The 23,308-nt window shown below is 68.5% G+C and carries 17 protein-coding genes and 1 pseudogene; 15 read left to right on the top strand and 3 right to left on the bottom strand.

What is annotated here, in order from left to right:
- Positions 1 to 117: 117 nt before the first annotated feature.
- Both ABZ479_RS02680 and ABZ479_RS02675 read left to right on the top strand, forming a co-directional pair.
- Positions 118 to 534 carry an RDD family protein gene (locus ABZ479_RS02680; RefSeq protein ID WP_018564122.1) on the top strand — a complete coding sequence of 139 codons (417 nt, stop codon included), beginning with the start codon at positions 118 to 120 and terminating at the stop codon, positions 532 to 534.
- A 109-nt stretch (positions 535 to 643) separates the two neighbouring features.
- Positions 644 to 1,338, top strand: a pseudogene (locus ABZ479_RS02675) (transposase); the annotation flags it as partial.
- A 399-nt stretch (positions 1,339 to 1,737) separates the two neighbouring features.
- On the opposite strand, the gene fxsT reads toward ABZ479_RS02675, so the two are convergent.
- Positions 1,738 to 4,632, bottom strand: a complete 2,895-nt coding sequence (gene fxsT, locus ABZ479_RS02670) for an FxSxx-COOH system tetratricopeptide repeat protein (protein WP_500459499.1) — start codon at positions 4,630 to 4,632, stop codon at positions 1,738 to 1,740.
- Positions 4,633 to 4,751: 119 nt separating this feature from the next.
- Here fxsT and ABZ479_RS02665 point away from each other — a divergent pair, with 119 nt between their 5' ends.
- The 5 genes from ABZ479_RS02665 to ABZ479_RS02645 all read left to right on the top strand — a co-directional run bounded on the left by ABZ479_RS02665 (position 4,752) and on the right by ABZ479_RS02645 (position 9,866).
- On the top strand, positions 4,752 to 5,279 hold the full coding sequence (locus ABZ479_RS02665; RefSeq protein ID WP_500459498.1) for a hypothetical protein: 528 nt from the start codon (positions 4,752 to 4,754) through the stop codon (positions 5,277 to 5,279).
- Positions 5,280 to 5,423: 144 nt separating this feature from the next.
- Complete coding sequence (locus tag ABZ479_RS02660; protein ID WP_500459497.1) at positions 5,424 to 6,272, top strand: toll/interleukin-1 receptor domain-containing protein; 849 nt, start codon at positions 5,424 to 5,426, stop codon at positions 6,270 to 6,272.
- A gap of 1,023 nt (positions 6,273 to 7,295) precedes the next feature.
- Positions 7,296 to 8,057: a hypothetical protein gene (locus tag ABZ479_RS02655; protein ID WP_500459496.1), complete on the top strand. Its 762-nt coding sequence runs from the start codon at positions 7,296 to 7,298 to the stop codon at positions 8,055 to 8,057.
- Positions 7,960 to 9,036, top strand: coding sequence for an HNH endonuclease (locus ABZ479_RS02650; protein WP_500459495.1), 1,077 nt, complete (start codon positions 7,960 to 7,962; stop codon positions 9,034 to 9,036). The genes ABZ479_RS02655 and ABZ479_RS02650 overlap by 98 nt, the downstream gene beginning before the upstream one ends.
- Before the next feature lie 341 nt (positions 9,037 to 9,377).
- Positions 9,378 to 9,866, top strand: coding sequence for a hypothetical protein (locus ABZ479_RS02645; RefSeq protein ID WP_500459494.1), 489 nt, complete (start codon positions 9,378 to 9,380; stop codon positions 9,864 to 9,866).
- A 302-nt stretch (positions 9,867 to 10,168) separates the two neighbouring features.
- On the opposite strand, the gene ABZ479_RS02640 is transcribed toward ABZ479_RS02645, so the two are convergent.
- Positions 10,169 to 10,705 (bottom strand): VldE C-terminal domain-containing protein, encoded by a 537-nt coding sequence (locus tag ABZ479_RS02640; protein WP_500459493.1) that lies wholly within the window; start codon positions 10,703 to 10,705, stop codon positions 10,169 to 10,171.
- 158 nt (positions 10,706 to 10,863) lie between these two features.
- Between ABZ479_RS02640 and ABZ479_RS02635 the strand changes: the two genes are divergently transcribed.
- The 6 genes from ABZ479_RS02635 (at position 10,864) to dnaE (ending at position 20,507) form a co-directional block, all read left to right on the top strand.
- Positions 10,864 to 12,180, top strand: coding sequence for a DUF2252 domain-containing protein (locus tag ABZ479_RS02635; protein WP_500459492.1), 1,317 nt, complete (start codon positions 10,864 to 10,866; stop codon positions 12,178 to 12,180).
- A 61-nt stretch (positions 12,181 to 12,241) separates the two neighbouring features.
- Complete coding sequence (locus ABZ479_RS02630) at positions 12,242 to 12,886, top strand: hypothetical protein (RefSeq protein ID WP_500459491.1); 645 nt, start codon at positions 12,242 to 12,244, stop codon at positions 12,884 to 12,886.
- Positions 12,887 to 12,939: 53 nt separating this feature from the next.
- Positions 12,940 to 13,746 (top strand): DsbA family protein, encoded by an 807-nt coding sequence (locus ABZ479_RS02625; protein WP_500459490.1) that lies wholly within the window; start codon positions 12,940 to 12,942, stop codon positions 13,744 to 13,746.
- Positions 13,747 to 13,874: 128 nt separating this feature from the next.
- The gene (locus ABZ479_RS02620; protein WP_500459488.1) at positions 13,875 to 15,539 is read left to right on the top strand and encodes an alkaline phosphatase D family protein; all 1,665 of its coding nucleotides are present in this window, start codon (positions 13,875 to 13,877) and stop codon (positions 15,537 to 15,539) included.
- Between the two features lie 289 nt (positions 15,540 to 15,828).
- Positions 15,829 to 16,803, top strand: coding sequence for a zinc metalloprotease (locus ABZ479_RS02615; RefSeq protein WP_499607871.1), 975 nt, complete (start codon positions 15,829 to 15,831; stop codon positions 16,801 to 16,803).
- A gap of 125 nt (positions 16,804 to 16,928) precedes the next feature.
- The gene (gene dnaE, locus ABZ479_RS02610) at positions 16,929 to 20,507 is read left to right on the top strand and encodes a DNA polymerase III subunit alpha (protein ID WP_500459487.1); all 3,579 of its coding nucleotides are present in this window, start codon (positions 16,929 to 16,931) and stop codon (positions 20,505 to 20,507) included.
- A 91-nt stretch (positions 20,508 to 20,598) separates the two neighbouring features.
- Here the strand turns inward: dnaE and ABZ479_RS02605 are convergent, their stop codons facing one another.
- Entirely contained in the window at positions 20,599 to 20,772 is a 174-nt protein-coding gene (locus ABZ479_RS02605) for a hypothetical protein (RefSeq protein WP_500459486.1), read from the bottom strand.
- Between the two features lie 204 nt (positions 20,773 to 20,976).
- Between ABZ479_RS02605 and ABZ479_RS02600 the strand changes: the two genes are divergently transcribed.
- Together ABZ479_RS02600 and ABZ479_RS02595 are read left to right on the top strand one after the other, a co-directional pair.
- A complete protein-coding gene (locus ABZ479_RS02600) occupies positions 20,977 to 22,221 on the top strand; it encodes an NYN domain-containing protein (RefSeq protein ID WP_500459485.1) in 1,245 nt (414 codons plus the stop codon).
- Between the two features lie 103 nt (positions 22,222 to 22,324).
- On the top strand, positions 22,325 to 23,296 hold the full coding sequence (locus tag ABZ479_RS02595) for an ABC transporter ATP-binding protein (protein ID WP_500459733.1): 972 nt from the start codon (positions 22,325 to 22,327) through the stop codon (positions 23,294 to 23,296).
- The last annotated feature ends 12 nt before the right edge of the window (positions 23,297 to 23,308 follow it).

Below are 23,308 nucleotides of genomic sequence, written 5' to 3'. Positions count from 1 at the left end.
AGTCGCGGAACTTTCCGCGCGATCAAGAGGGCCGATAGGAGCATGTTCGGACAGCTCGGGGGCGGTATGGATCTAGTCCCGCCTACTCCCGCTTCGGGTCCTGGGACCCTTGCAAGTGTGTGGCAGCGTCTATGGGCCGCTGGCATCGATCTTTTGATTGCCTGGCTTGTCATCCTTGTGCCGCTGCTGGCTTTCGACAGGATTGTCCTTGCCGGGGTCGGAGATGAGGGCGACATCGTCTGGCAACTCGTCGCGGCCCTGTGGGTTGTGGCCTTCTTGCTGACGTACTCGCCCCTGAGCACCTGCCGTTGGGGCCGTACGCCTGGGAAGCGGATCATGGGACTGAAGGTGGTCAGACTCGGCAGCGACAACCCGATCAGTTACGGGCATGCGCTGATACGTCACCTCGCCAATGTAGGGATAGGACTTGTCCCGGTGATCCTCATCAAGAACGTCACCTCAATCGGCACGGACGCGCAGCGGCAGGGGATGCACGACCGGCTCGCCCGCAGCACGGTTGTGCGCACTCGTTGAACCATGCCACAGCCCCTGTGAAGCGAGCTGTTACAGGTTTCTCTACCTCATCAAGGCGCTCCCGCCGCGCAGAGCGCGGCGGCGCGCGGCCCGGCACCTCGGGCCGACGCTCACCTCGAAGGTGACCCGCACCCTGCTGGCCGCCGCCCCACCCCCACCGAAGCCGCGCGACTGTCCCGCACCCAGCTCCGGGCCCTGCTCATCAAGGCCGGCCGTCAACGCGAGATCACCCCCGAAGTCGAGCGCCTCCACCAGCTGCTGCGCGAACCACAGATGCAGCAACCACCCCTGGTCGAACAGGCCATGGGAGTCAAAACCCAAGCACTGCTCCGGCAGTTCACCGCGGCCTGCACCAGTGCAGACGAACTCGAAGCCGCCACCGTCACCGCGTTCGCAACACACCCGGACGCCGAGATCATCACCAGCTTCCCCGGCCTCGGAGCCCTCACCGGCGCCCGCATCCTCGCCGAACTCGGCGACGACCACACCCGATTCGCCGACGCCCGCGCACTCAAGGCCTACGCCGGCGCCGCCCCCATCACCCGCGCCTCAGGGAAGAAAACAGTGGTGCTGGCCAGGCACATCAAGAACCAGCGCCTGGCCGCCGTCGGCTACCTCTGGGCCTTCGCCGCACTCACTGCCTCACCCGGCGCCCGAGCCCACTACGACCGCCGCCGCGACGCAGAAGAACGCCACACCGCCGCCCAACGCAACCTCTTCAACCGCATGCTCGGCTGCCTCCACCACTGCCTCACCCAACAAATCGCCTACGACGAGAAGATCGCCTTCCCCACCACGGCTTGACTGATCAACCGCATCGGATGTCTGTCTGCGCCCCGCTCCGGCCCGGCCGCCGGCCGCCCGCCAGACGGCAATGAGATCGCTGGGGAAAACCCGCTGTGGCTGGGACGGTCGGCTCCGCGGCTTTAGCCACCTTCCCGGTCAGGGACCCGCGCCGACCAAGACCAGGGGGCCACTCGGACACATTGCGGGCAGGGGCAAGCCCGCCCGAGTTGCCAGCCAGCGTACGGCCCCCTGATCATGCTCGGCCCCAGCCCAGGCAGGCCACCGGCCAAACCCGCTGCACCGACCTCTTGCACGTGCTCCGCTTGGCAATTCCGGGTATCGCGCCAACCCGCGCGGTGGCGCCAAGCCCAATGTCGAGAACCCTAGCAAATCAGGCAGCTTGTCAGAGATGGATAACTATAGCCGCTTCTGCCTGGTTCGTTGTCGTTTCGGTTTACCAGCGCCAAGAAGCTTTGCGGCCTCGAACGGTCTGCCAGAAGCAGTCAATGCCTGTGCAAGATTACGGGTGACCTGTTCCGTGAAGGGGTGATCGTTGCCATACGTGCGGCGGCAACGCGCACGAGTGTCTTTGAGTAGTCGAGCTGACTTCACGTGTTCCCCGAGATCGCCCAGGGCGATGGCGAAGTTCTGGGCGGACTGGAGGGTGTCGGGATGATCCTCACCCAGGACCCGGCGGCGCCGCTCCAGCGCATCCTCATGCCGACGGCGCGCCTCGGCGTGTTCCCCGAGATTGCCCAGGGCAATGGCGAAGTTCTGGGCGGACTGGAGGGTGTCGGGATGATCCTCACCCAGGACCCGGCGGCACCGCTCCAGAACATCCTCGCACCTGCGGCGCGCCTCGGCGTGTTCCCCGAGATTGCCCAGGGCGATGGCGAAGTTCTGGGCGGACTGGAGGGTGTCGGGATGATCCTCACCCAGGATCCGGCGGCGCCGCTCCAGCGCATCCTCATGCCGACGGCGCGCCTCGGCGTGTTCCCCGAGATTGCCCAGGGCGATGGCGAGGTTCTGGGCGGAACTAAGCGTGTCGGGATGATCCTCACCCAGGATCCGGCGGCGCCGCTCCAGAACATCCTCGCACCTGCGGCGCGCCTCGGCGTGTTCCCCGAGATTGCCCAGGGCGATGGCGAGGTTCTGGGCGGAACTAAGCGTGTCGGGATGATCCTCACCCAGGACCCGGCGGCGCCGCTCCAGCGCATCCTCATGCCGACGGCGCGCCTCGGCGTACTCCCCGAGGCGGGACAGGGTCGAGGAGAAGTTGTTGGCGGACTGGAGGGTGTCGGGATGATCCTCACCCAGGACCCGGCGGCGCCGCTCCAGCGTGTCCTCATGCCGACGGCGCGCCTCGGCGTACTCCCCAATGCTGAACAGGGTCGAGGAGAAGTTGTTGGCGGACTGGAGGGTGTCGGGATGATCCTCACCCAGGACCCGGCGGCGCCGCTCCAGCGCATCCTCGTGCCTGCGGCGGGCCTCAACGTACTGAGCACGATGGGCCAAAGAGGTGGCGAGCTGGAATGCGCTGGCGAGAGTGTCGGGGTGATCCTCGCCCAAGGCGGTGGCCCAACTGCGGTGGAGGGAGGTGGCCAGGTCGTGGGCGGCACGTGATTGGCCGCTTTGATTGAGGTAATGGGCAGCTTGAATAAGCGTTCTGCGCAAGTGGGGGACGCGAGTTGCAGTGTGCTGGCGGGCGGTGAGGTGGGAGGCAAGGGACGCCCATTGGGGCCAGGAGGCTGGGGTTCTGGGGTCGCCGGGCACAACGGTGGAGAGGACCGCCATGACGTCCTCCTCAGCCGGGGCGGTGTCTGCTTCGGTGGTGTGGTCGCGGAGGATGGCCTGGGTGAGTCGGTGGATCTGGAAGGTTTCGTGGTCGACTCGGGCAAGCCCGTATCGGGCTAGGTGTTGTAGGGCGGCCCAGGGCCACATGAAGTCGTCCGGGGCAACAGCGATGGTGGTCAGTTGGTCTCGGGCGTTTTCCAGCCACGCGGTGGGAACGGGGTCGGGGCCGAGGAAGGCGCCCAGGCGCAGCAGGGCGGCGGCGTCGGGGCGATCGGCGGCCAGTCGCATGGTGGCGATATCCACGGCGGCTGCCAGGGAGGCGGTGTAGCCGGGTGGGAGGCCGTTGGTCAGGAGTGCGGCGGTCTTGTCGATGAGGAGCTGGCGGTAGCGATCGACCGTCATGCCGCTGGTGATGACGCCAGCGGCTTGGGCGAGGGCCAGGGGGAGATCCCCGAGATCGTCCGCGAGGGTGTCGGCCTGCTGGCGGGTGAGGCCGGGCATGCGGGCCGAGAGGTAGGCCAGCGAGTCGGCCCGGCTGAAGACCCCCAGGTCCAGGCTGTGGACGATGTTGTTCCAGTCGGGGTCGCGCGAGGTGATCAGGACGTGACCGGGACCGGCGGGGAGGAGGCCGTCGAAGTCGGCAGGGTCCCTGGCATTGTCGAGAATAAGCAGCCAGCGTTCCCGGGTGCGCAGGTCGTCCAAGAGCATGCGGGTGTTGTGGTCAGCGCCGGCGTCGGATTTGGCGATACCTAGGCGGGCGGCCAGTTCGGTGTAGTGGACGGGAATCTGGTCGGCCTGTTCGGCGTCGATCCACCACACGGTGTCGTACTGGCTGGCAAAGCGGTGTGCGTACTCCAGGGCGATCTGGGTCTTGCCGATGCCGCCCAGTCCGTGCAGGGCTTGGACCACTGCCTGTCGGCCGCCCAGCAGCCCCTCGCGGACCTGGGTGAGAAGGTCCTCGCGTCCGGTGAAGTGAGGGTTGCGGCCGCGCACGTTCCACACCCGGGGCATGCCTGCGCTACTGGGCAACCGAGGGCGCCGACTGTCAGAAGCCGGAGCACCGCCATCGGCCCGTGGGGATTCGCCGGGAAAGGCTGGCTCTGCCAGAGGACCGGTGGGGCCGGTGACGGCATCCAGCAACGCCGCTCTCGCGGCTGGCTCGTCCAGGCCGTGGAGGTCTTTGCGGATGATCCCCGCCAGGATGGCGGGGACATCGGCACCGGGGAGAGGCTCGATGGTGACCGGGACCAGTCGCTCACGGCGCGCGACGACAGACCGCCACTCCTCTGTGGTCCACCGCTCACGGTCGAAGTAGTGGGTTGAGAACAAGGCCACCACCGCGGTCGCGCGAGCCAGCGCATCGTTCATCCGCTCGACGAAGTCGTCACCGGTACGCCAGTCCCAGACGTCCAGCTCCACCCGATGGCCGGCCTCGCGCAGATGCCAGGCCGCCCACTCTGCCCAGGCCCGGTCCGGCCCGGCGTAGCTGACGAACACCGCCTCCGAAACATCACCCATTCCAGCCCCCTGGTCCCACAAGGCCGCGACGCTGCGGCACCAGATCCATGATCCTGCCGATACGGTGAGCGTGAAGGCAGAATCCTCCAGATCGCGGAAGCCGGAAGAAGGAGCGGACGATGGCGCGGGCGCCGAAGAGCGTAGAGGTCAAACTCAACCTTCGCGTGCTGGAAATCACCGGCACCTGGGAACCCAACGACACCGAACGACGCGCAGCCTGGGAGCTGTACGTCGAGCTCGTCACGCGCGTCTCGGTCGTGCCGCTCCGTGAGGATGAGGGACTTCTGCGGGAGGCGCTGAGCAGCCTGTACTCGCTGTTCAACACCACCCGCGAGGTACTGCGCAAGTACGGCCCCGATGTGGCCGAGCCGAAGAAGAACGGCCAGTACAACTTCGGCTACCTTGCCGTAGCCATGCTCAACTACGGCCTCCGCCCCCTCCTCGCCTCCTGGCACCCCGCCCTGGGGGACTGGGAGAACCGCCGCCCCGGCGAGGTTTCCCGCCGGGACCACGAACAAGCTTGGCAAAAGGCCGGAGAACTCCGCGCTGCCTTGCGCGACACCCGCACGACCCTCACCGCGTACGCCGACCTCCTCGCTACCGCCTGCGGCGTCCCCAATCTCCTCGAAGCCGTCCCGGAACACTGACAGCCCATGCTGAGTTCAAGCCCTGATACCCATGCGACCCGTCTTTAGCCGTCAACATCGCCCGCCTAAACCGATGAATCCCCTGCCGGGACGGCGCCTGGCATGCCAGGATTAATCGCAGCAGAGCACGGCACGGAGGCAAAATTGACAAAGCATGACCTATTCATCTCTCACGCCTCGGAGGACAAAGATGCTTTTGTGCGACCACTTGTCGCCGAGCTTCGGCAACTTGATATCGATGTTTGGTATGACGAATATTCCCTCTCTATCGGAGATAGCCTTTCCGCATCCATCGACATGGGGCTGCGCGACTCTAAGTTCGGCGCTGTAATCCTCAGCCCGAATTTTCTCAAAAAACCCTGGCCGGAGTATGAATTCAGAAGCCTCGTAGCTCTAGAAACTGGACGAGACAAGAGAATTCTTCCCATCTGGTACAACGTTACGCGAGAAGATGTACTCCAGTACAGTCCGAATCTTGCTGACAAATTTGCCTACATTGCCACTAAAGCAGAACCGCTAGAGGTGGCACTAGAGATCATTCGAGTGGCAGCCCCAGAGAAGTTTTCCACCCTCCTACGGAGAGCCGAATCTCAACGTTCGAGGGAAGAGGATAGCATTAAAATTGCCATTGAAGACCTAGCCCTAGGACCGCTCCGCGAACCGCTTAGCCAAGCCCAGCTAAGGCGCATTCGACTTATTCACGAAGCCCTCATTGACGTCTTCCGGTGCACCTGGGAGCAGATCTCCGAAAACTTCCAACGCGACATTCCGGCAGCACGCGAAAAGGAAATTACAATTTGGGAGAATATTGCTGGCACATACTTGAGCATTAGGCGTCAATTCCACCTTTCCTCGGAGCAATGTAAACACCTCTTCGGCCACCTGCTTACAGCCTCACTGGAGGGTAATAAGCTCCCCGCAGTCGACTCCCCGAAATGGCTCCACGCTGCGTATCAAGAATTTGGCACCAGGCTCAAGAATGCGCGAGAGTGAGCATAGGTACGCCGGATCGGTACGGTGATCTGGGACTCGTTCGCTGCAATCTTTCAACGAGCAGCTCGCGTCTAAGTCGCATTAAATGGATTAGTCAGCAACGGTGAATAAGTTGGCGAGTCGCGGCTAACCGCCGGCATGGAATTCCCTTTTTTCCCAGCCTGATGCGCCAGGCCATAGAGCCACTACTCTCTGGCGATCCGACGGCAGCACCAAGAGGCTGCGCTGCCAGAATGGGGCTGAGCAGGCGCGCCTCGCCCCAAGCCCGGGATCCGCCATAAAGGATCTGCGCATCTGCAGGTCCCTATCAGAACGCTCCCTATGCCAACGCCGAAGGTCTAGAAACGTGTCAGTACCAGTTGCGATGGCGGCTCCAACTACTGTGCTGATCAACGTCAACCACTCCATGGATCCACTGTGGCACCGTCCAGGCGACTGCGTTTCTTAACTGCGCTGCAACGCGTACAAGTACGAACGCTAGCGAATGGCCCTTGTCGGTCGCGAGCTGCGTAGCCTCAGGTTGGGCGGCCTCCCACTTTGCCTCAGGACGAAGAGGTCGCTCCGTTATGATGCTCGACGCGACCAGCTACTCTCCCACCTGCCCCGAGTGCGGCCAGCCCATGAAGTCTGGTGGCCTGGTGCTCTCCCGGCGCGAGGACGGTGGCCAGCGGGTCTGCCGGTCGCTATGGAAGTGCGCCAAGCAGCACTTCTGGTGGGGGGTGGGGCGACCGGACGGACGAGCCATTGGAGTTTTGCCCAGTGCCGCAGGTGTTCGGCTGACATCCAACGATGACATCAATGGCCACGAACGGCCCCGGATCAGCTCGGCCGCTGGAAACCAGACTCCACCAGCGACCTCGTAGTTCCGGCTGGTGCCCCGGTATCCCGATCAAACTTACAAGGCAGTACTCACCCGCCGTACCCCACCGTGGGCTGGCGGTGAGGACCGGTCAGTCACTGGACCTGGCAAGATCTGCGGAGTGTTCGAGTGAGGTCACGTCAGGGGTCATCATTGGGGGTCTGTTGCGGATTGGCGAGGTATTTCGGTACACCCGGGAGAAGAACCCATCGGTACCGATCATCGATGGCTACCGGAACTTCCACCACGCCACCGCTTTGCCGGGGCGTCCACGGGTTTTGCTGGAGTCCGGCATCAATGTCATCGCCAAGACGCGGGGATCGGATGGGCTTCGCCGGCCGGCACTCCTGATCCGATCCAGCCCATGGAAGGCCGGCACCAGGGAGACCCCCTGGCACGATGTGTTCGAATTGGACAACGGACGCGTGCGCTACTTCGGGGACCACAAGGCTGGCCTTGCTGTACCGACGGGAAGCACCCGGGGGAACGCGGCACTGCTGGAAGCGTTCGCGGAGCACCGTGCATCCACCGTGGAGGAACGTGCGCAGGCCGTCCCCCTGCTGCTGTTCAAGGCCGTCTCCCGCAACAAGAGCCCCAAGGGGTACGTCGAGTTCTGCGGAGCCGCGGTCATCGAGCACGCCGAACAGGTGGTGCAGGAGGCCGAAGCCGACCGGAGCACCTTTACCAACTACGTCTACGACCTGGCCGTCCTGGACCTGAGCACGGAGGACGATCGGGTCGACTGGGCCTGGATCGACCCCCGGGGCACCCCTTCGATGCTGGCCGTCGAGGCGCTCGAGTACGCCCCCCCGTTCCTGGCAGCAGTGGGTGGAGCACGGGCATGCGGTGCTTCCCGACGTTCGGCGACAGACGGCCCGAACCGGGTCGGTCCTTCTCCCGGGCCGGCGCCCGACAGAGGACGCTAACGAGACTCCGGGCCTGTTCCCGGCGCCCCGCCAGCCTGACGCTGCTGCTCAGGACCGAGCCGCGGCAGCCGGAGCCGCGGAACTGACCGCGGACCTGCTCTTGGGCAGGCTGCGGAACCTGAGCGTCCACAGAAGAAACGGTCGACCGAGCAGACACAAGCCCCTGACTCTGCTGTGGGCGATCTCCGGAGTCGCCGCGAAAGGGTCTCGCCTCGTGCCGTGGCGCCAGTTCCGTGAGGAGGTCGGCGGGCTACTGGCCGAGTTCGGGCTCCCCGACTCCTCCGTCACCCCCGAGTACCCGTTCTGGCACCTGCAGACGAGCGACCTGTGGGAGGTCTCCGGGGCCCGTTCCCTGAACACCTCCAAACCCCACGCGTCGACGTTCGACAGGCTCAACCCCGCTGGCGGGCTGACCAAGCCGGCAGCACAGCTACTGGGAGATCCCTTCGTGCGCTCCCAGGCGGTCGCCGTCCTGCGGGAGACCTACCTCGCGGACGTCGACCACCATGCGCTGATGGAACGCCTGGGGCTGGAAGGCTACGAGAGCGCGAGCGGTGTGCAGGACGACGAGCCGGACCATGAGCCCGCGTCCGGGGCCGCTCCGCGGAACACTACGACCATCTCCCGGATCGTCCGCGACACCGAACTGACCGTCAGGGTGAAGACGCTGCACGCCAACCGCTGCCAGATCTGCGACCTGCAACTGCAAGCCAGGTTCAGCACATATAGCGAGGCCGCCCACATACGGGGGCTGGGCCGCCCTCACCACGGCCCGGACGAGCTGTCCAACCTGCTCGTCCTGTGCCCGAACCACCACGTCCAGTTCGACACACTCGCCATCTACATCGACGCCGACGGAACAGCCCGGTTGAGCGCCGATAACAGTCCCATCGGCAATCTCCGTCTGCATCCCGCTCATGAGATCAACGAAGAGCACCTGCGCTACCATCGCGCACTCTGTGGGCGAGACAGTCACTGACAGCAGAACGAGCCTTCCCTCCCGAAACCATTGCGCGGACCGTACTCCGTCGCCCAGATCCGCAGGACGCTCCGCGGTCAACACCGTGCCAGATGCTTGCCAGATCAAGCGGTGCACCACGGTCAACGACGGGCGCCACGCGGCATGAAGGCACGGACAGCAGTGGCCTATCCGCCCAGCTCGCAACGACACGGGGACTTCAACGAGCGGTGATTCCCAAGCTCAGAGCGCGGTTCCTAGTCGGGAACGGGCGCCTCGGTACCGTACAGACCCTGTCCGATAGCGTCCCTCCGAGGCCCCGGAGCCGCCGGTAGCTCCAGGCGATCGTGAGGGCGGGGCAGATGAGCGCGGATGTAGAACGCGAGCGCTGGAAGTTGCGGGCCGAGGGCGGCGTGGGGCCGCTGTGGTTCGGGATGTCGCCGGCAGAGGTCGCCGAGGCGCTGCTGGTCTCCGAGCCGGAGGCGCGGGTTGGTGGTCCGTACGGACAGGAAGAGTTCCCGGGCGGGGTGAAGGCGTTTTACGACGTGGGCAAGCTGGCATGCGTCGCGCTGGACGCAGTCGCCGGCCCTCAGGTCTTTTTGGCAGGCTTTCCGCTGGCAGGCAGCGATCCAGCGCAGGGCCACGAGTTCCTCCTGGATTACGCTGACGAGCATGGGAACTGGGTGCTTTACACCCCTGACGCGTCGCTCTCGTTGACGGATCTCGGAGTTCTCTTGCGTGAGCAGAGGGTCGGGGAAGCACTCCTCACTCGCCCGCTCTTCGTGAAGGAGGAGTGGCTGGAGTCGGAGTACTACCGCAACCACCTTCCGCTGGAAGGGGTCCCGGGCTGAGCGCTCGACACGGGAGAGCACCTCTGACGGCAGAAGAGGACGGCAACAGAGCCGTACGCGCGTGAACCTTGACGGTTGCAGGGAGCCTGTCTCGTGCCCTCGTAGTTGGAGTGCGGCAGTGCGCGCGTAGCTGTGAACGAACTCCCAAAGCGGGTGTCGTCCTGCAAGTTGAACACCGTCGCGGGGCCGTCCCTGGGCCGTGGAAGGTGGACCAGCGCTGACCAACGTTGACAACCAGTGACGGCATCGACGCTGGTCAGCGGGCCGTTCCGTCCGGAGCTGCAGCTCAGCCAGGCGGCGGCTCAGTAGACCGATATGTGCACGTGGTCGAAGTGGTTCTGGGTGATGGACCCGCGGTCCTCCATCAGTTTCCAGCCCTGCTGCGGGAGGCGGCTGGACCAGATGTGCTGCTCGTAGATGACGTACCAGATGCCGTACTCGTCCGCGTGCTCCCGGACCCAGGCCACGATGTCCTCGCCCAGGGCGTCGGGTTTGCCGGTGGCCTTCTCGCCGGCGGGCATGAGCATGAAGTCGCAGGCGCGGCCGAGGGGGTGTTCGCCGCCGCCGGCGATGCCGCCCTCCTCGCGGTAGCAGCCGGGGGCGCCCTCGAGGCCGCGGGGGCCGAACTCCTTGACGACGGCGTCGCGGACCGTCTCCATGCGGGCGGTGATGTGCTGGGGCCCGCGGGGTTGCTCCTTCGGCCAGTTGGCCGCGCGGACCTGTGCGGAGAGTGTGGGCCACGCCACTGCGGCCAGTACGAGGCCGCCGATCAGCAGCAGCCCGAATATGGTGCGCCGCCGGCCGCGGCGCGCGGTGTCCCGCCCCCTGGTGGTGTTCATCGCAAGCCAGAACGCGCGACCGTGGCCGGAAGTGCCCGGTTGAACGCCCGGCGGCCGTGACGCGAACAACGCCCCGCCCGGGGCCGTCGCCGGGCACGCGGGCGTACGCTGCTGCGTTGACCCGGCAGACACGGACCAGCCCAGGAGGCACCGCACCGATGGCCACAGGCATGACGACGGACGAAGAGCGCGGCGAGCGGATCCTCGAGGTCTTCGGCACCGCGTTCGGGGAGCTGCTGGCGGCCGACCCCGCGGCGTTCCGGGTCAAGTTCCGCAAGATGGCGGCGTCCGCGTTCGCCTTCTACCGGGGTACCGCCTGCCTCTACTACGCCGACCTGGCCGACGCCGGGGACGGCAGCCCCTTCCTGGACGAGCGCACCTCCCGGGTGTGGATCCACGGCGACCTGCACGCCGAGAACTTCGGCACGTACCTGGACGCCAACGGCCGGCTGATCTTCAACGTCAACGACTTCGACGAGGCCTACGTCGGCCCCTTCACCTGGGACGTGCAGCGCTTCGCCGCCTCCATAGCGCTGATCGGCTACAGCAAGGCCCTGGCCGACGACGTGATCTCCGGCCTGGTGCGCAGCTACGCCACCGCCTACCGCGAGCGCGTCCGCGCCCTCGCCCAGGGCGAGGGGGTGCCCGCGCTGACGCTGGACTCCGCCGAGGGCCCGCTGCTGGACGCGCTGCGCCACGCCCGCTCGCAGACCCGGTTCGGGCTGCTGGACTCCATGACCGAGATCCGCGCCTGGGACCGCCGCTTCACCGCGGGCGGCGGCGCGGTGGAACTGGACGGCGGTACCCGCGAGAAGGTGCTGCGGGCCTTCGAGGCGTACCTGGACACGCTGCCGGAGACCAGCCGGATCAACCCGGAGAGCCACCGGGTCAAGGACGTCGTGGGCCGTCGCGGCGTGGGCATCGGCAGCGCGGGCCTGCCCTCGTACAACATCCTGCTCGAGGGCCACACCGACGCCCTGGAGAACGACGTCGTCATCTACATGAAGCAGGGGCAGACGCCGGCGGTCTCGCGGCACATCGCCGACGCCGCGGTGCGCGAGTACTTCCGGCACGAGGGCCACCGCACCGTGATCTCGCAGCGCGCGCTGCAGGCGCACGCCGACCCGTACCTGGGCTGGACGGAGCTGGACGGCGTCGGGCAGCTGGTCGCCGAGGTGTCGCCGTACGCGGTGGACCTGGACTGGTCGGACATCGACGACCCGGAGCAGATCGAGGCCGTCGTCGCGGACCTCGGCCGGGCCACCGCCGGCATGCACGCGGCGGCGGACGACGAGAGCGGGCACTCCCTGGTGCCGTTCTCCACGGAGGACGCCATCGACGCGGCCATAGCGCGGGACGAGGAGGGCTTCGCCGAGTCGCTGGTGGAGTTCGCCCACTCCTACGGGGCCCGGGCCCGTGCCGACCACCAGATCTTCGTGGACCTGTTCCGCAACGGCCGCATCCCGGGTCTCTGAGCCGGGGCCTTGTTCCGGGGTTTAGGCATTGCTTACACAGCGGCATGGCACACTCGGCGCCATGGAAGGGACCGGACCCCGGCTGAGGGCACTGCGCGCGGGATGCTTCGCCGCGCTGTGCGTGACGCTGTCCGCGACCGCCCACATCATGCTCTCGCGGGAGCCCCTGCCGATGACGACCACGGCGGGGGCCTTCGTGGCCGTCTTCGCGGTCGCGTACGCGCTCGGCGGCCGCGAGCGCGGCTACTGGCCGATCGCCGGCCTGCTCGTCCCGCTCGAACTGGCCGTCGACACGCTGTTCACGGCGGGCCAGAACACCTGCTACGGCCCCGGCGGCGGTCCCGTCACCGGCTCCTGGCGCTCGATCAACGAGGCGCTGGTCTGCCACGGCGAGGCCGGCGGTTCGCTCGCCTCGGCACCGGGGATGTCCGGCCCCACCACCTCGCCGTGGCTGCTGCTGCTGGCGCACGTCTGCGTCGGCCTGGTCGCCGCCGGGTGGCTGCGCAGCGGTGAGGACGCCCTGCACCGCCTGCTGCGTGCCGCCGTCCGGCCGCTGTTCGTCGCGGTGGCCGTCTTCCGGACGGCCGGTCCGCGCGCCGTGACCCGCCCCGGCGCGACCGGCCCCGTGGCCGCCGCCCCGGCGCTGCCCCTGCTCCTGCACTCCGTCGTACGGCGAGGGCCGCCCGCCCGCCTCGGCTTCCGCTGAGCACGGCCCACACCCCTCACCCACCCCACGTACGAGTCGGAGATCACACCATCATGAGCAAGCGGAACACCCAGGCCGCCAAGAGTGCCGCCCGCGAGCGGCTGCGCGTGGAGCGCGAGCGGCAGGCGAAGCGGGAGAAGCTGCGGCGGCAGTTCTTCGTCGTCGGCGGCGTGCTGGGCGTGCTGGCGCTCGGCGCCGGCATAGCCGTGGCCGTCGTCAAGATGAACGCGCCGGACTACTGGGAGAAGGCCGCGGAGAAGCCGTTGGTCAAGCCGGCCAACTCCTCCGGCAAGGACGGCACGACGATCGTCATCGGCGACGAGAGCGCCAAGCACACGCTGAAGGTGTACGAGGACCTGCGCTGCCCGGTCTGCGCGCAGTTCGAGCAGACCTCGGGCGAGACCGTCCAGAAGGACGCCAAGGACGGCAAGTACAAGATCTCGTACACCATGGGCGCCTTCCTCGACAACAGCCTCGGCCAGGGCCAGGGCTCGAAGAAGGCCCTGAGCGCGCTGGGCGCCGCGCTGAACGTCAGCAAGGAGGCGTTCGTCGACTACCACACGCTGCTGTACTCCAAGGACGTCCACCCCGAGGAGACCAAGGACGACTTCGGCAGCGCGGACAAGCTGATCGAGCTGGCGCAGAAGGTCGACGCGCTCAAGGGCAACAAGACCTTCGAGGACGCGGTCCGCAACGGCACCTACGACAAGTGGGCGCTGACCATGGACAAGCAGTTCACCGCCGACGGCATCAGCGCGACGCCGACCGTCAAGCTCGACGACAAGCCCATCGAGAGCGTGCAGGCGATGACCCCCGAGCAGTACACGGCCGCCGTCGACCAGATCATCGGCAAGGGCTAGCACCGGCCCGCGGGCCGCTTCCGCCCTCCGGTCCCCGGCGTCGTGCCGGGGACCGGAGGGCGAAGTCCTCCCGAACTCTTGTGCGTCGGGTCCCGGAAAGGGGTTACTGACGCGTAATCTGACCGGCCGTGACCGAGACCTCTGTACCCTCACGGACTTCATCGAGAACACCCACCCGCCGTTCGGTCGTCAAGGCCGGCGCCGCCGTGACCGGCGCCGCGCTGATACCGCTGACGGCCGGCACCGCCCCCGCCTCCGCCGCCGCGTCGCCCGCCTTCCTGCACGGCGTGGCCTGCGGTGACCCCCTGCCCGACGGTGTGCTGCTGTGGACGCGGGTGACGCCCGTGCCCGAGGCCGTCCCCGGCTCCGGGCTCGGCCCGGCGACCGAGGTGGCCTGGACCGTCGCCCGGGACAAGGCGTTCACCTCCGTCGTGGCGACCGGCACGGCGACCACGACCGCGGCCGCCGACCACACCGTCAAGGCCGACGTGCGCGGCCTGCAGCCCGGCACGGACTACTGGTACCGCTTCACCGCCGGCGGCGTGACCTCCGCGGCCGGCCGCGCGCGCACGGCGCCTGCCGAGAACGCCACCGCCGACCGGCTGCGCTTCGGCGTGGTCTCCTGCGCCAACTGGGAGGCCGGTTACTTCTCCGCGTACCGGCACCTGGCCGCACGCGGCGACCTGGACGCGTGGCTGCACCTGGGCGACTACCTCTACGAGTACGGCACCGGGGGCTACGCCGCCCGCGGCACCGTCGTCCGTCCGCACGCGCCCGCCCACGAGATCGTCACCCTGGCCGACTACCGCACCCGGCACGGCCGCTACAAGACCGACCCCGACCTGCAGGCGCTGCACGCCGCGGCCCCGGTGGTGGCGATCTGGGACGACCACGAGTTCGCCAACGACGCCTGGTCCGGCGGCGCCGAGAACCACACCGAGGGCGCCGAGGGCGTCTGGACGGCCCGGGTGGCGGCCGCGAAGCAGGCCTACTTCGAGTGGATGCCGGTGCGCACCTCGGTCGCCGGCACCACCTACCGGCGGCTGCGCTTCGGCAGGCTCGCCGACCTGTCCCTGCTCGACCTGCGCTCCTTCCGCTCCCAGCAGGCCTCGATCGGCAGCGGCGCGGTGGACGACCCGGACCGGACGATCACCGGCCGGGCCCAGCTGGACTGGCTGAAAGCCGGCCTCAAGGCCTCCGACACCACCTGGCGGCTGATCGGCAACTCGGTGATGATCTCGCCGGTCGCCTTCGGGGCGCTGCCCGACTACCTGCTGGCGCCGCTGGCGAAGCTGCTCGGCCTGCCCGCCGAGGGGCTGGCGGTCAACGTCGACCAGTGGGACGGCTACACCGACGACCGCCGCGAACTCCTGGCCCACCTGCGGGACAACGGCATCCGCAACACGGTCTTCCTGACCGGCGACATCCACATGGCGTGGGCGAACGACGTCCCCGTGAAGGCGGCCACCTACCCGCTGTCGGCCTCGGCCGCGACCGAGTTCGTGGTCACCTCGGTCACCTCCGACAACCTGGACGACATCCTCAAGGTCGCCCCGGACACCGTCTCCACGATCGCGGAGACGGCGGTGAAGGCCGCCAACCGCCACGTGAAGTGGCTGGACATGGACTCCCACGGCTACGGCGTGCTGGACATCACCGGCGAGCGGGCGCAGATGGACTACTACGCGCTCTCCGACCGCACCGACCCGAACGCCTCATCCACCTGGGAGCGTTCGTACCGCACCCGGTCGGGCACGCAGAAGGCCGAGCGGGTCTACTCGCCGGTACGCTGAGCCTCCCGTACGTCGATTTCCGGCCACGCCCGCGCGCCGCGCGGGAAAGGGCCGGCGCGGGGCGGGCGGTGGGGATCCCCCGGGTCCGTATCCGGACACATCGCCCGCCCCGCGTCACGGGGACCTCGCGTCGGCCGGCGCGGACCCTCAAGGGGCGCTCGTTGTCCAGGGATTACCCTCTGTCCGCCATTGGGCCGGAAGAGGACTGCCATGGTTCTGACATGGACACATAATCTCCGGGCGGCGAGGAGGAAATTCCTCCCGTACGTCCCACGAGGAGTGCCCCCACATGTCACGCACCCCCCGTTCCCGCCGTCTCGTCGGTCTCGCCGCCGTGGTCGGAACCCTGGCCCTGCTCCCCCTCACCGGCGCCACGGCGACCGTGAGCAGCGCCTCCGCGCACACGAGAACCCCCGCCGAGCAGTGCGCGGACAGCGGCGACGCCGCGGCCCGCACGATGAAGGGCTCCACGGCCCACGAGCCCAACGCCCTCAGTGACGCCGCCGCCCAGGCGATGGACGCGGACCTCAGGAAGCGCGTCGCCATGGTCAAGGCGGAGGCCAAGGGCTCCCGGGCCGCGGCCGCCGCGACCACGACGATCCCGGTCTACTGGCACGTCGTCCACAGCGGCAGCACCGGCAAGCTCAGCGCCTCGGCCATCGCCGGCCAGATGGCGGTGCTCAACGCCGCCTACGCCGGCCAGGGCACCGGCAACGTCGACTCGGGCTTCCGGTTCTCGCTGGTCGCCACGGACTACACCGACCGGGCCGCCTGGTACAACCTGACCGAGGGCTCCTCGGCGGAGACGGCGATGAAGACCAGCCTCCGCAAGGGCGGCGCGAGCGCGCTCAACATCTACTCGGCCAACCTCCAGGAGGACCTGCTCGGCTGGGCCACCTTCCCGAGCTGGTACGCCGGCGACCCCAAGGACGACGGCGTCGTGATCCTCGACGCGTCCGTGCCGGGCGGTTCCGCCACGAACTACAACCAGGGCGACACGGCCACCCACGAGGTCGGCCACTGGATGGGCCTCTACCACACCTTCCAGGGCGGCTGCGGCGCCAGTGGCGACTACGTCTCCGACACGCCCGCCGAGAAGACCGCCGCCAACGCCTGCCCCACCGGCCGCGACACCTGCACGGCCGCCGGCACCGACCCGATCCACAACTTCATGGACTACACCTACGACTCCTGCATGTACCAGTTCACCGCGGGCCAGGTGAGCCGCATGAAGAGCTCGTGGACCGCCTACCGGGCGAGCTGACGCCACCGTCCGCGACCGGCCGGACACGGGGCCGGCCGGCCGCGGCGGGGAGGGCGGGCAGGGCGGGAGTGGCACCGGCTGTCGGACCCCCGGCGTAGGATTCCAACGCCGCCAGATGACGACCGATGCCGGAGGTGTCGCTTCCCGTGACCACGCCGTTCACCCACCTTCATGTCCACACCCAGTACTCGCTGCTGGACGGAGCGGCACGGCTCAAGGACATGTTCAAGGCCTGCGGTGAGATGGGCATGACGCACATCGCCATGACCGACCACGGCAACCTGCACGGGGCGTACGACTTCTTCCACCAGGCCAAGGGCGCCGGGATCACGCCGATCATCGGCATCGAGGCGTACGTGGCGCCGGAGTCCCGGCGCAACAAGCGCAAGGTCACCTGGGGCCAGCCGCACCAGAAGCGCGACGACGTCTCGGCCTCCGGTTCCTACCTGCACAAGACGATCTGGGCGGCGAACGCGACGGGACTGCACAACCTCTTCCGGCTCTCCTCCGACGCCTACGCCGAGGGCTGGCTGACCAAGTACCCGCGCATGGACAAGGAGACCATCGCCCAGTGGTCGGAGGGCCTGATGGCCTCCACCGGCTGCCCCTCGGGCGAGGTGCAGACCAGGCTCCGCCTCGGCCAGTTCGACGAGGCGGTGAAGGCCGCCGCCGAGTACCAGGACATCTTCGGCAAGGAGCGGTACTTCCTGGAGCTGATGGACCACGGCATCGAGATCGAGCGCCGGGTCCGCGACGGGCTGCTGGAGATCGGCAAGAAGCTCGGCATCCCGCCGGTCGTCACCAACGACTCGCACTACACGTACGCCAGCGAGGCCGACGCCCACGACGCCCTGCTGTGCATCCAGACCGGCAAGAACGTCTCCGACCCGGACCGCTTCCGCTTCGACGGCACGGGCTACTACCTGAAGACGACGGACGAGATGTTCGCCATCGACTCCTCCGACGCCTGGCAGGAGGGCTGCCGCAACACCACGCTGCTCGTGGCGCAGCAGGTCGACACCGAGGGCATGTTCCAGGCGCGGAACCTGATGCCCCGCTTCGAGGTCCCCGAGGGCTTCAGCGAGGTCACCTGGTTCCGCGAGGAGACCATGCGCGGCATGCAGCGCCGCTACCCCGGAGGCATCCCGGACGACCGGATGAAGCAGGTCGAGTACGAGATGGACACCATCATCCAGATGGGGTTCCCGGGCTACTTCCTGGTCGTCGCCGACTTCATCATGTGGGCCAAGAACAACGGCATCGCCGTCGGCCCCGGCCGCGGCTCGGCGGCCGGCTCGATCGTCGCGTACGCCATGGGCATCACCGACCTCGACCCGATCGACCACGGCCTGATCTTCGAGCGCTTCCTCAACCCCGAGCGCATCTCCATGCCCGACGTCGACATCGACTTCGACGAGCGCAGGCGCGCCGAGGTGATCCGGTACGTCACCGAGAAGTACGGCGCCGACAAGGTCGCCATGATCGGCACCTACGGCACCATCAAGGCCAAGAACGCGATCAAGGACTCGGCCCGCGTGCTGGGCTACCCGTACGCCGTCGGCGACCGCCTCACCAAGGCGATGCCCGCCGACGTCCTCGGCAAGGGCATCCCGCTCTCCGGCATCACCGACTCCTCGCACCCGCGCTACAGCGAGGCCGGCGAGATCCGCTCGATGTACGAGAACGAGCCCGACGCCAAGAAGGTCATCGACCTCGCGCGCGGCGTGGAGGGCCTGGTGCGGCAGATGGGCGTGCACGCCGCCGGCGTGATCATGTCCAGCGAGCCGATCGTCGACCACGCCCCGGTCTGGGTGCGGCACTCCGACGGCGTCACCATCACGCAGTGGGACTACCCGAGCTGCGAGTCGCTCGGCCTGCTGAAGATGGACTTCCTCGGCCTGCGCAACCTCACGATCATGGACGACGCCGTCAAGCTCGTGAAGGGCAACAAGGGCGTCGACATCGAGCTGCTGGCCCTGCCCTTCGACGACCCGAAGACCTTCGACCTGCTCGCCCGCGGCGACACCCTCGGCGTCTTCCAGTTCGACGGCGGCCCCATGCGCTCCCTGCTGCGCATGATGAAGCCCGACAACTTCGAGGACATCTCCGCCGTCTCGGCCCTCTACCGGCCGGGCCCGATGGGCATGAACTCGCACATCAACTACGCCCTGCGCAAGAACAAGCAGCAGGACATCACCCCGATCCACCCGGAACTCGAGGCCCCCCTCAAGGAGGTCCTCGACGTCACCTACGGCCTGATCGTCTACCAGGAGCAGGTGCAGAAGGCCGCCCAGATCATCGCGGGCTACTCGCTGGGCGAGGCCGACATCCTCCGCCGCGTCATGGGCAAGAAGAAGCCCGAGGAGCTGGCGAAGAACTTCACCATCTTCCAGGAGGGCGCCCGGAAGAACGGCTACAGCGACGCGTCGATCCAGGCGCTGTGGGACGTCCTGGTGCCGTTCGCCGGCTACGCCTTCAACAAGGCGCACTCCGCCGCGTACGGCCTGGTCTCCTACTGGACGGCCTACCTCAAGGCCAACTACCCGGCCGAGTACATGGCGGCGCTGCTCACCTCGGTGCGCGACGACAAGGACAAGTCGGCGGTCTACCTCAACGAGTGCCGCCGCATGGGCATCAAGGTGCTCCCGCCGAACGTGAACGAGTCGGACGCCAACTTCACCGCCCAGGGCGACGACGTCATCCTGTTCGGCCTCACCGCCGTCCGCAACGTCGGCCAGAACGTGGTGGACTCGGTCATCCGCTGCCGCAAGTCCAAGGGGAAGTACACCTCCTTCCCCGACTTCCTCGACAAGGTCGAGGCCGTGGTCTGCAACAAGCGCACAGTGGAATCGCTGATCAAGGCCGGCGCCTACGACGAGATGGGCCACACCCGCAAGGGCCTCACCGAGCACTACGAGCCGATGATCGACAACGTGGTCGCGGTGAAGCGCAAGGAGGCCGAGGGCCAGTTCGACCTCTTCGGCGGCATGGGCGACGACACCGGTGGCGACGAGCCGGGCTTCGGCCTCGACGTCACCTTCTCCGACGTCGAGTGGGACAAGACGTACCTGCTCGCGCAGGAGCGCGAGATGCTCGGCCTCTACGTCTCCGACCACCCGCTCTTCGGCATCGAGCACGTGCTCAACGACAAGGCCGACGCCTCCGTCTCGGCGCTGGCCGGCGACTACGCCGACGGTTCCATCGTCACCATCGGCGGCATCATCTCCGGTCTGCAGCGCAAGATGACCAAGCAGGGCAACGCCTGGGCCATCGCCACCGTCGAGGACCTCGGCGGCTCCATCGACTGCATGTTCTTCCCGGCCACCTACCAGTTGATCTCGACCCAGCTCGTCGAGGACGCCGTCGTCTTCGTCAAGGGACGGCTAGACAAGCGCGAGGACGTGCCGCGCCTGGTGGCCATGGAGCTGATGGTGCCCGACCTCACGGACGCCGGGACCAACGCCCCGGTGACCATCTCCATCCCGACGGTGAAGGTGACTCCGCCGTTGGTCGCCCGCCTCGGCGAGGTCCTCGCCAGCCACAAGGGGAGCACCGAGGTACGGGTGCGGCTGCAGGGCGCCCGCAAGACGACGGTGCTGAGGCTCGACCGCCACCGCGTCACTCCCGACCCTGCGCTCTTCGGCGACCTCAAGGCCCTCCTGGGCCCCTCCTGCCTCGCCACCGCCCAGCAGCAGGCGGGCTGATCACCGCCGCGCGGGCGGCGGAACGCGCCGAGGGCGGCACCCCTTCCGGACGGGGTGCCACCCTCGGTCATGAGCGTCCTGCGTGCGCGCGCTAGTTGTGGCCGAACTTCTTCTGCCGCTTCTGCGACACGTGCGGTTCGGCGCCCGGGACCGTCATCGCCATCTGCTCGCGTCCGCCTGCGCTCTTCGCGTGCTCTTCGGTGGTCGCGGCGCCGCGGTCGTGCTGCTGGCCGGTACGTTCGCCCCGGTTCTTGTTCTTGCCCACGATTCCTCCTCGGGGGAAATCTCGGATGATGGGCCGCACTCAGGCTTGCACGGGAGTACGAAGGTCGCATTTCGGGCAGTTGCAGGGTGAGGCGCGCCGGTGATCGCGTAACCGGTCACAACGCCCCCGTGTTCGGGCAGACTCGGGGCAACAGCGTTACCGGGGGGACGGACGGCAGGACTTTCGGAGAAGAGGGTGAGACCGATGGACCGCTGCGTCGTCCTCGTGGACGCCGGGTACCTGCTCGGGGCCGCCGCGAGCCTCCTCGCCGGAGAGCCCTCCCGGTCCCGGATCACCGTCGACCACTCCGAGATCGTCGCGGGACTGCGGGAGCGCGCCGAGAAGGAGACCGGCCAGCCCCTGCTGCGGATCTACTGGTTCGACGGCGCGCCCGACCGCGTCCCGCAGCCGGAGCACCGGAGGCTGCGCGTGATGCCCAGGGTCACGGTCCGCCTCGGCGCACTGACCCGCACCGACGGACGCTGGGCGCAGAAGGGCGTCGACGCGGCCATGCACGCCGAGCTGTCCGAGCTGGCCCGCAACCGCGCCTGTTCCGACGTCGTGCTGGTCACCGGGGACGGCGACCTCCTGCCGGGCATGATGTCGGCGAAGGAGCACGGCGTCGCCGTCCACCTGTGGGCCGTGCAGGCCGCGGACGGCGACTTCAACCAGTCCGAGGACCTGGTCGCCGAGGCCGACGAACGCCGCGTCCTGGACCGGGAGTGGATCACCCGGGCCATCCACGTGCGCGAGCCCGCCGGGGTCTGCGCACCGCTCACCCCGCGCCCCGAGATCGCCGCCATCCTGTCTGCGCCGCTGCCCGAGACCGGCCGGGGGACCGAACCACAGCCCGCGGCCGAGCAGCCCGCCGAGCCGGCCGCCGCCGCCCCCCAGGTCGTCACCGCCGAGCGCAACGGCACCCGCCCCGGCACCGGGGCGCCGGCCGCAGCGGCCGGCAAGGGGATGCCCACCCCCAAGGACGTCGCCGGCATCGTCCACCGCGGCCACTCCTCCCCGCACCCGGCCTCCCCGGCCGCCGCCGGTGCCACCCTGCGCTGGTCCTCCGACCGCGGGCTGGTCGGCGGCGCCGAGGCCGCCGACGCCGGCCTGCCCACGCTGGCCCAGCTCACCAGCGCCGAACAGCGCTGGGCGGACCGCGAGGAGGACATCACCGACGTCAGCGGCGACCCGTACGAGGTCGGCCAGGTCTTCGCCCGCCGCTGGATCGGCCGGATCGCCGACTCGTCCCACCTCCAGGTGCTCTCCGCCGAGTACCCGCGCGTCCCGCACCGGATCGACGGCGAGCTGCTGCGCTACGCCGCCCGCTTCGGGCTGCTCGCCCACAAGGACGACCAGATCGACGAGCACGACCGCTACGCCATCCGGGCGGGCTTCTGGCGCGAGGTCGACGCCCGCGCGGTCGTCGCGGGGGCCTCGGCGGGGGAGTGAGCGCGCCCGGACCCCACCCTGCGGCACGTCGCGGCCGGGACGCAGCGTAGGCTCGGTGCTCGTGAGTACCGGCACGGAACAGGGCGACACCGCGCGGACGGCGATGGTGGTGACCGTGCGCGGGCTGGTGAAGAGCTACCCGGCCGGTCGCGGTCGGCGCGGCGCCGCGAGCCCCCCGGTACGCGCCAACGACGGCATCTACCTGGACGTCCGGGGCGGTGAGATCTTCGGGCTGCTCGGCCCCAACGGCGCCGGGAAGACCACCCTCGTACGTCAGTTGACGGGGTTGCTGCGCCCCGACGCGGGCAGCGTCCAACTGCTCGGGCACGACCTCGTACGGCACCCGGAGCGCGCGGCGCGGCTGATCGGCTACCTCGGCCAGGAGTCGAGCGCGCTCGACGAGCTGACCGTCGCCCTCGCCGCCGAGACCACCGGACGGCTGCGCGGCCTCGACGCCAGGGCCGCCCGCGCCGAGCGGGACGCCGTCCTGGAGGAACTGGAGCTGACCGCCCTCGCCTCGCGGCCGGTGAAGCGGCTGTCGGGCGGCGAGCGCCGGCTCGCCTGCTTCGCCGCCGCCCTCGTGGGCGAGCGGCCGGTGCTCGTGCTGGACGAGCCGACCACCGCCATGGACCCGGTCGCCCGGCGCGCGGTGTGGGCGGCGGTCGACCGCCGGCGCGCCGAGCACGGCACCACGGTGCTGCTGGTCACCCACAACGTGATCGAGGCGGAGACCGTCCTCGACCGGGTCGCGGTCATCGACGAGGGCCGGGTCATCGCCTGCGACACCCCGGCCGGGCTCAAGGCGCTCGTCGCCGACGAGGTACGGCTGGACCTGGTGTGGCGGGACCAGCCCCCGCTGGCCGTGCCCGAGGTCGCGGCCCTGCGGGAGGCCGCCCACGTCACCGGACGCCGCTGGACCCTGCGGCTGCCGCAGCAGCGCGCCCGCGCCGTGGTCGCCGAGCTGACCGGCGGACCGGCCTTCACCGCGCTCGACGATTTCACCCTGACGGCGCCGAGCCTGGAGGATGTCTACCTGGCACTCGGCGGCCGGCGGAAGGGGCTGGTCAAGGCGTGAACGGCGGCAACG

It is taken from the genome of Streptomyces sp. NPDC005722 (genome assembly GCF_040630935.1).
Taxonomy (GTDB): Bacteria; Actinomycetota; Actinomycetes; order Streptomycetales; family Streptomycetaceae; genus Actinacidiphila.
Note: the sequence above shows the minus strand (reverse complement) of the source record. Positions and strands in the feature narration are given on the sequence as shown.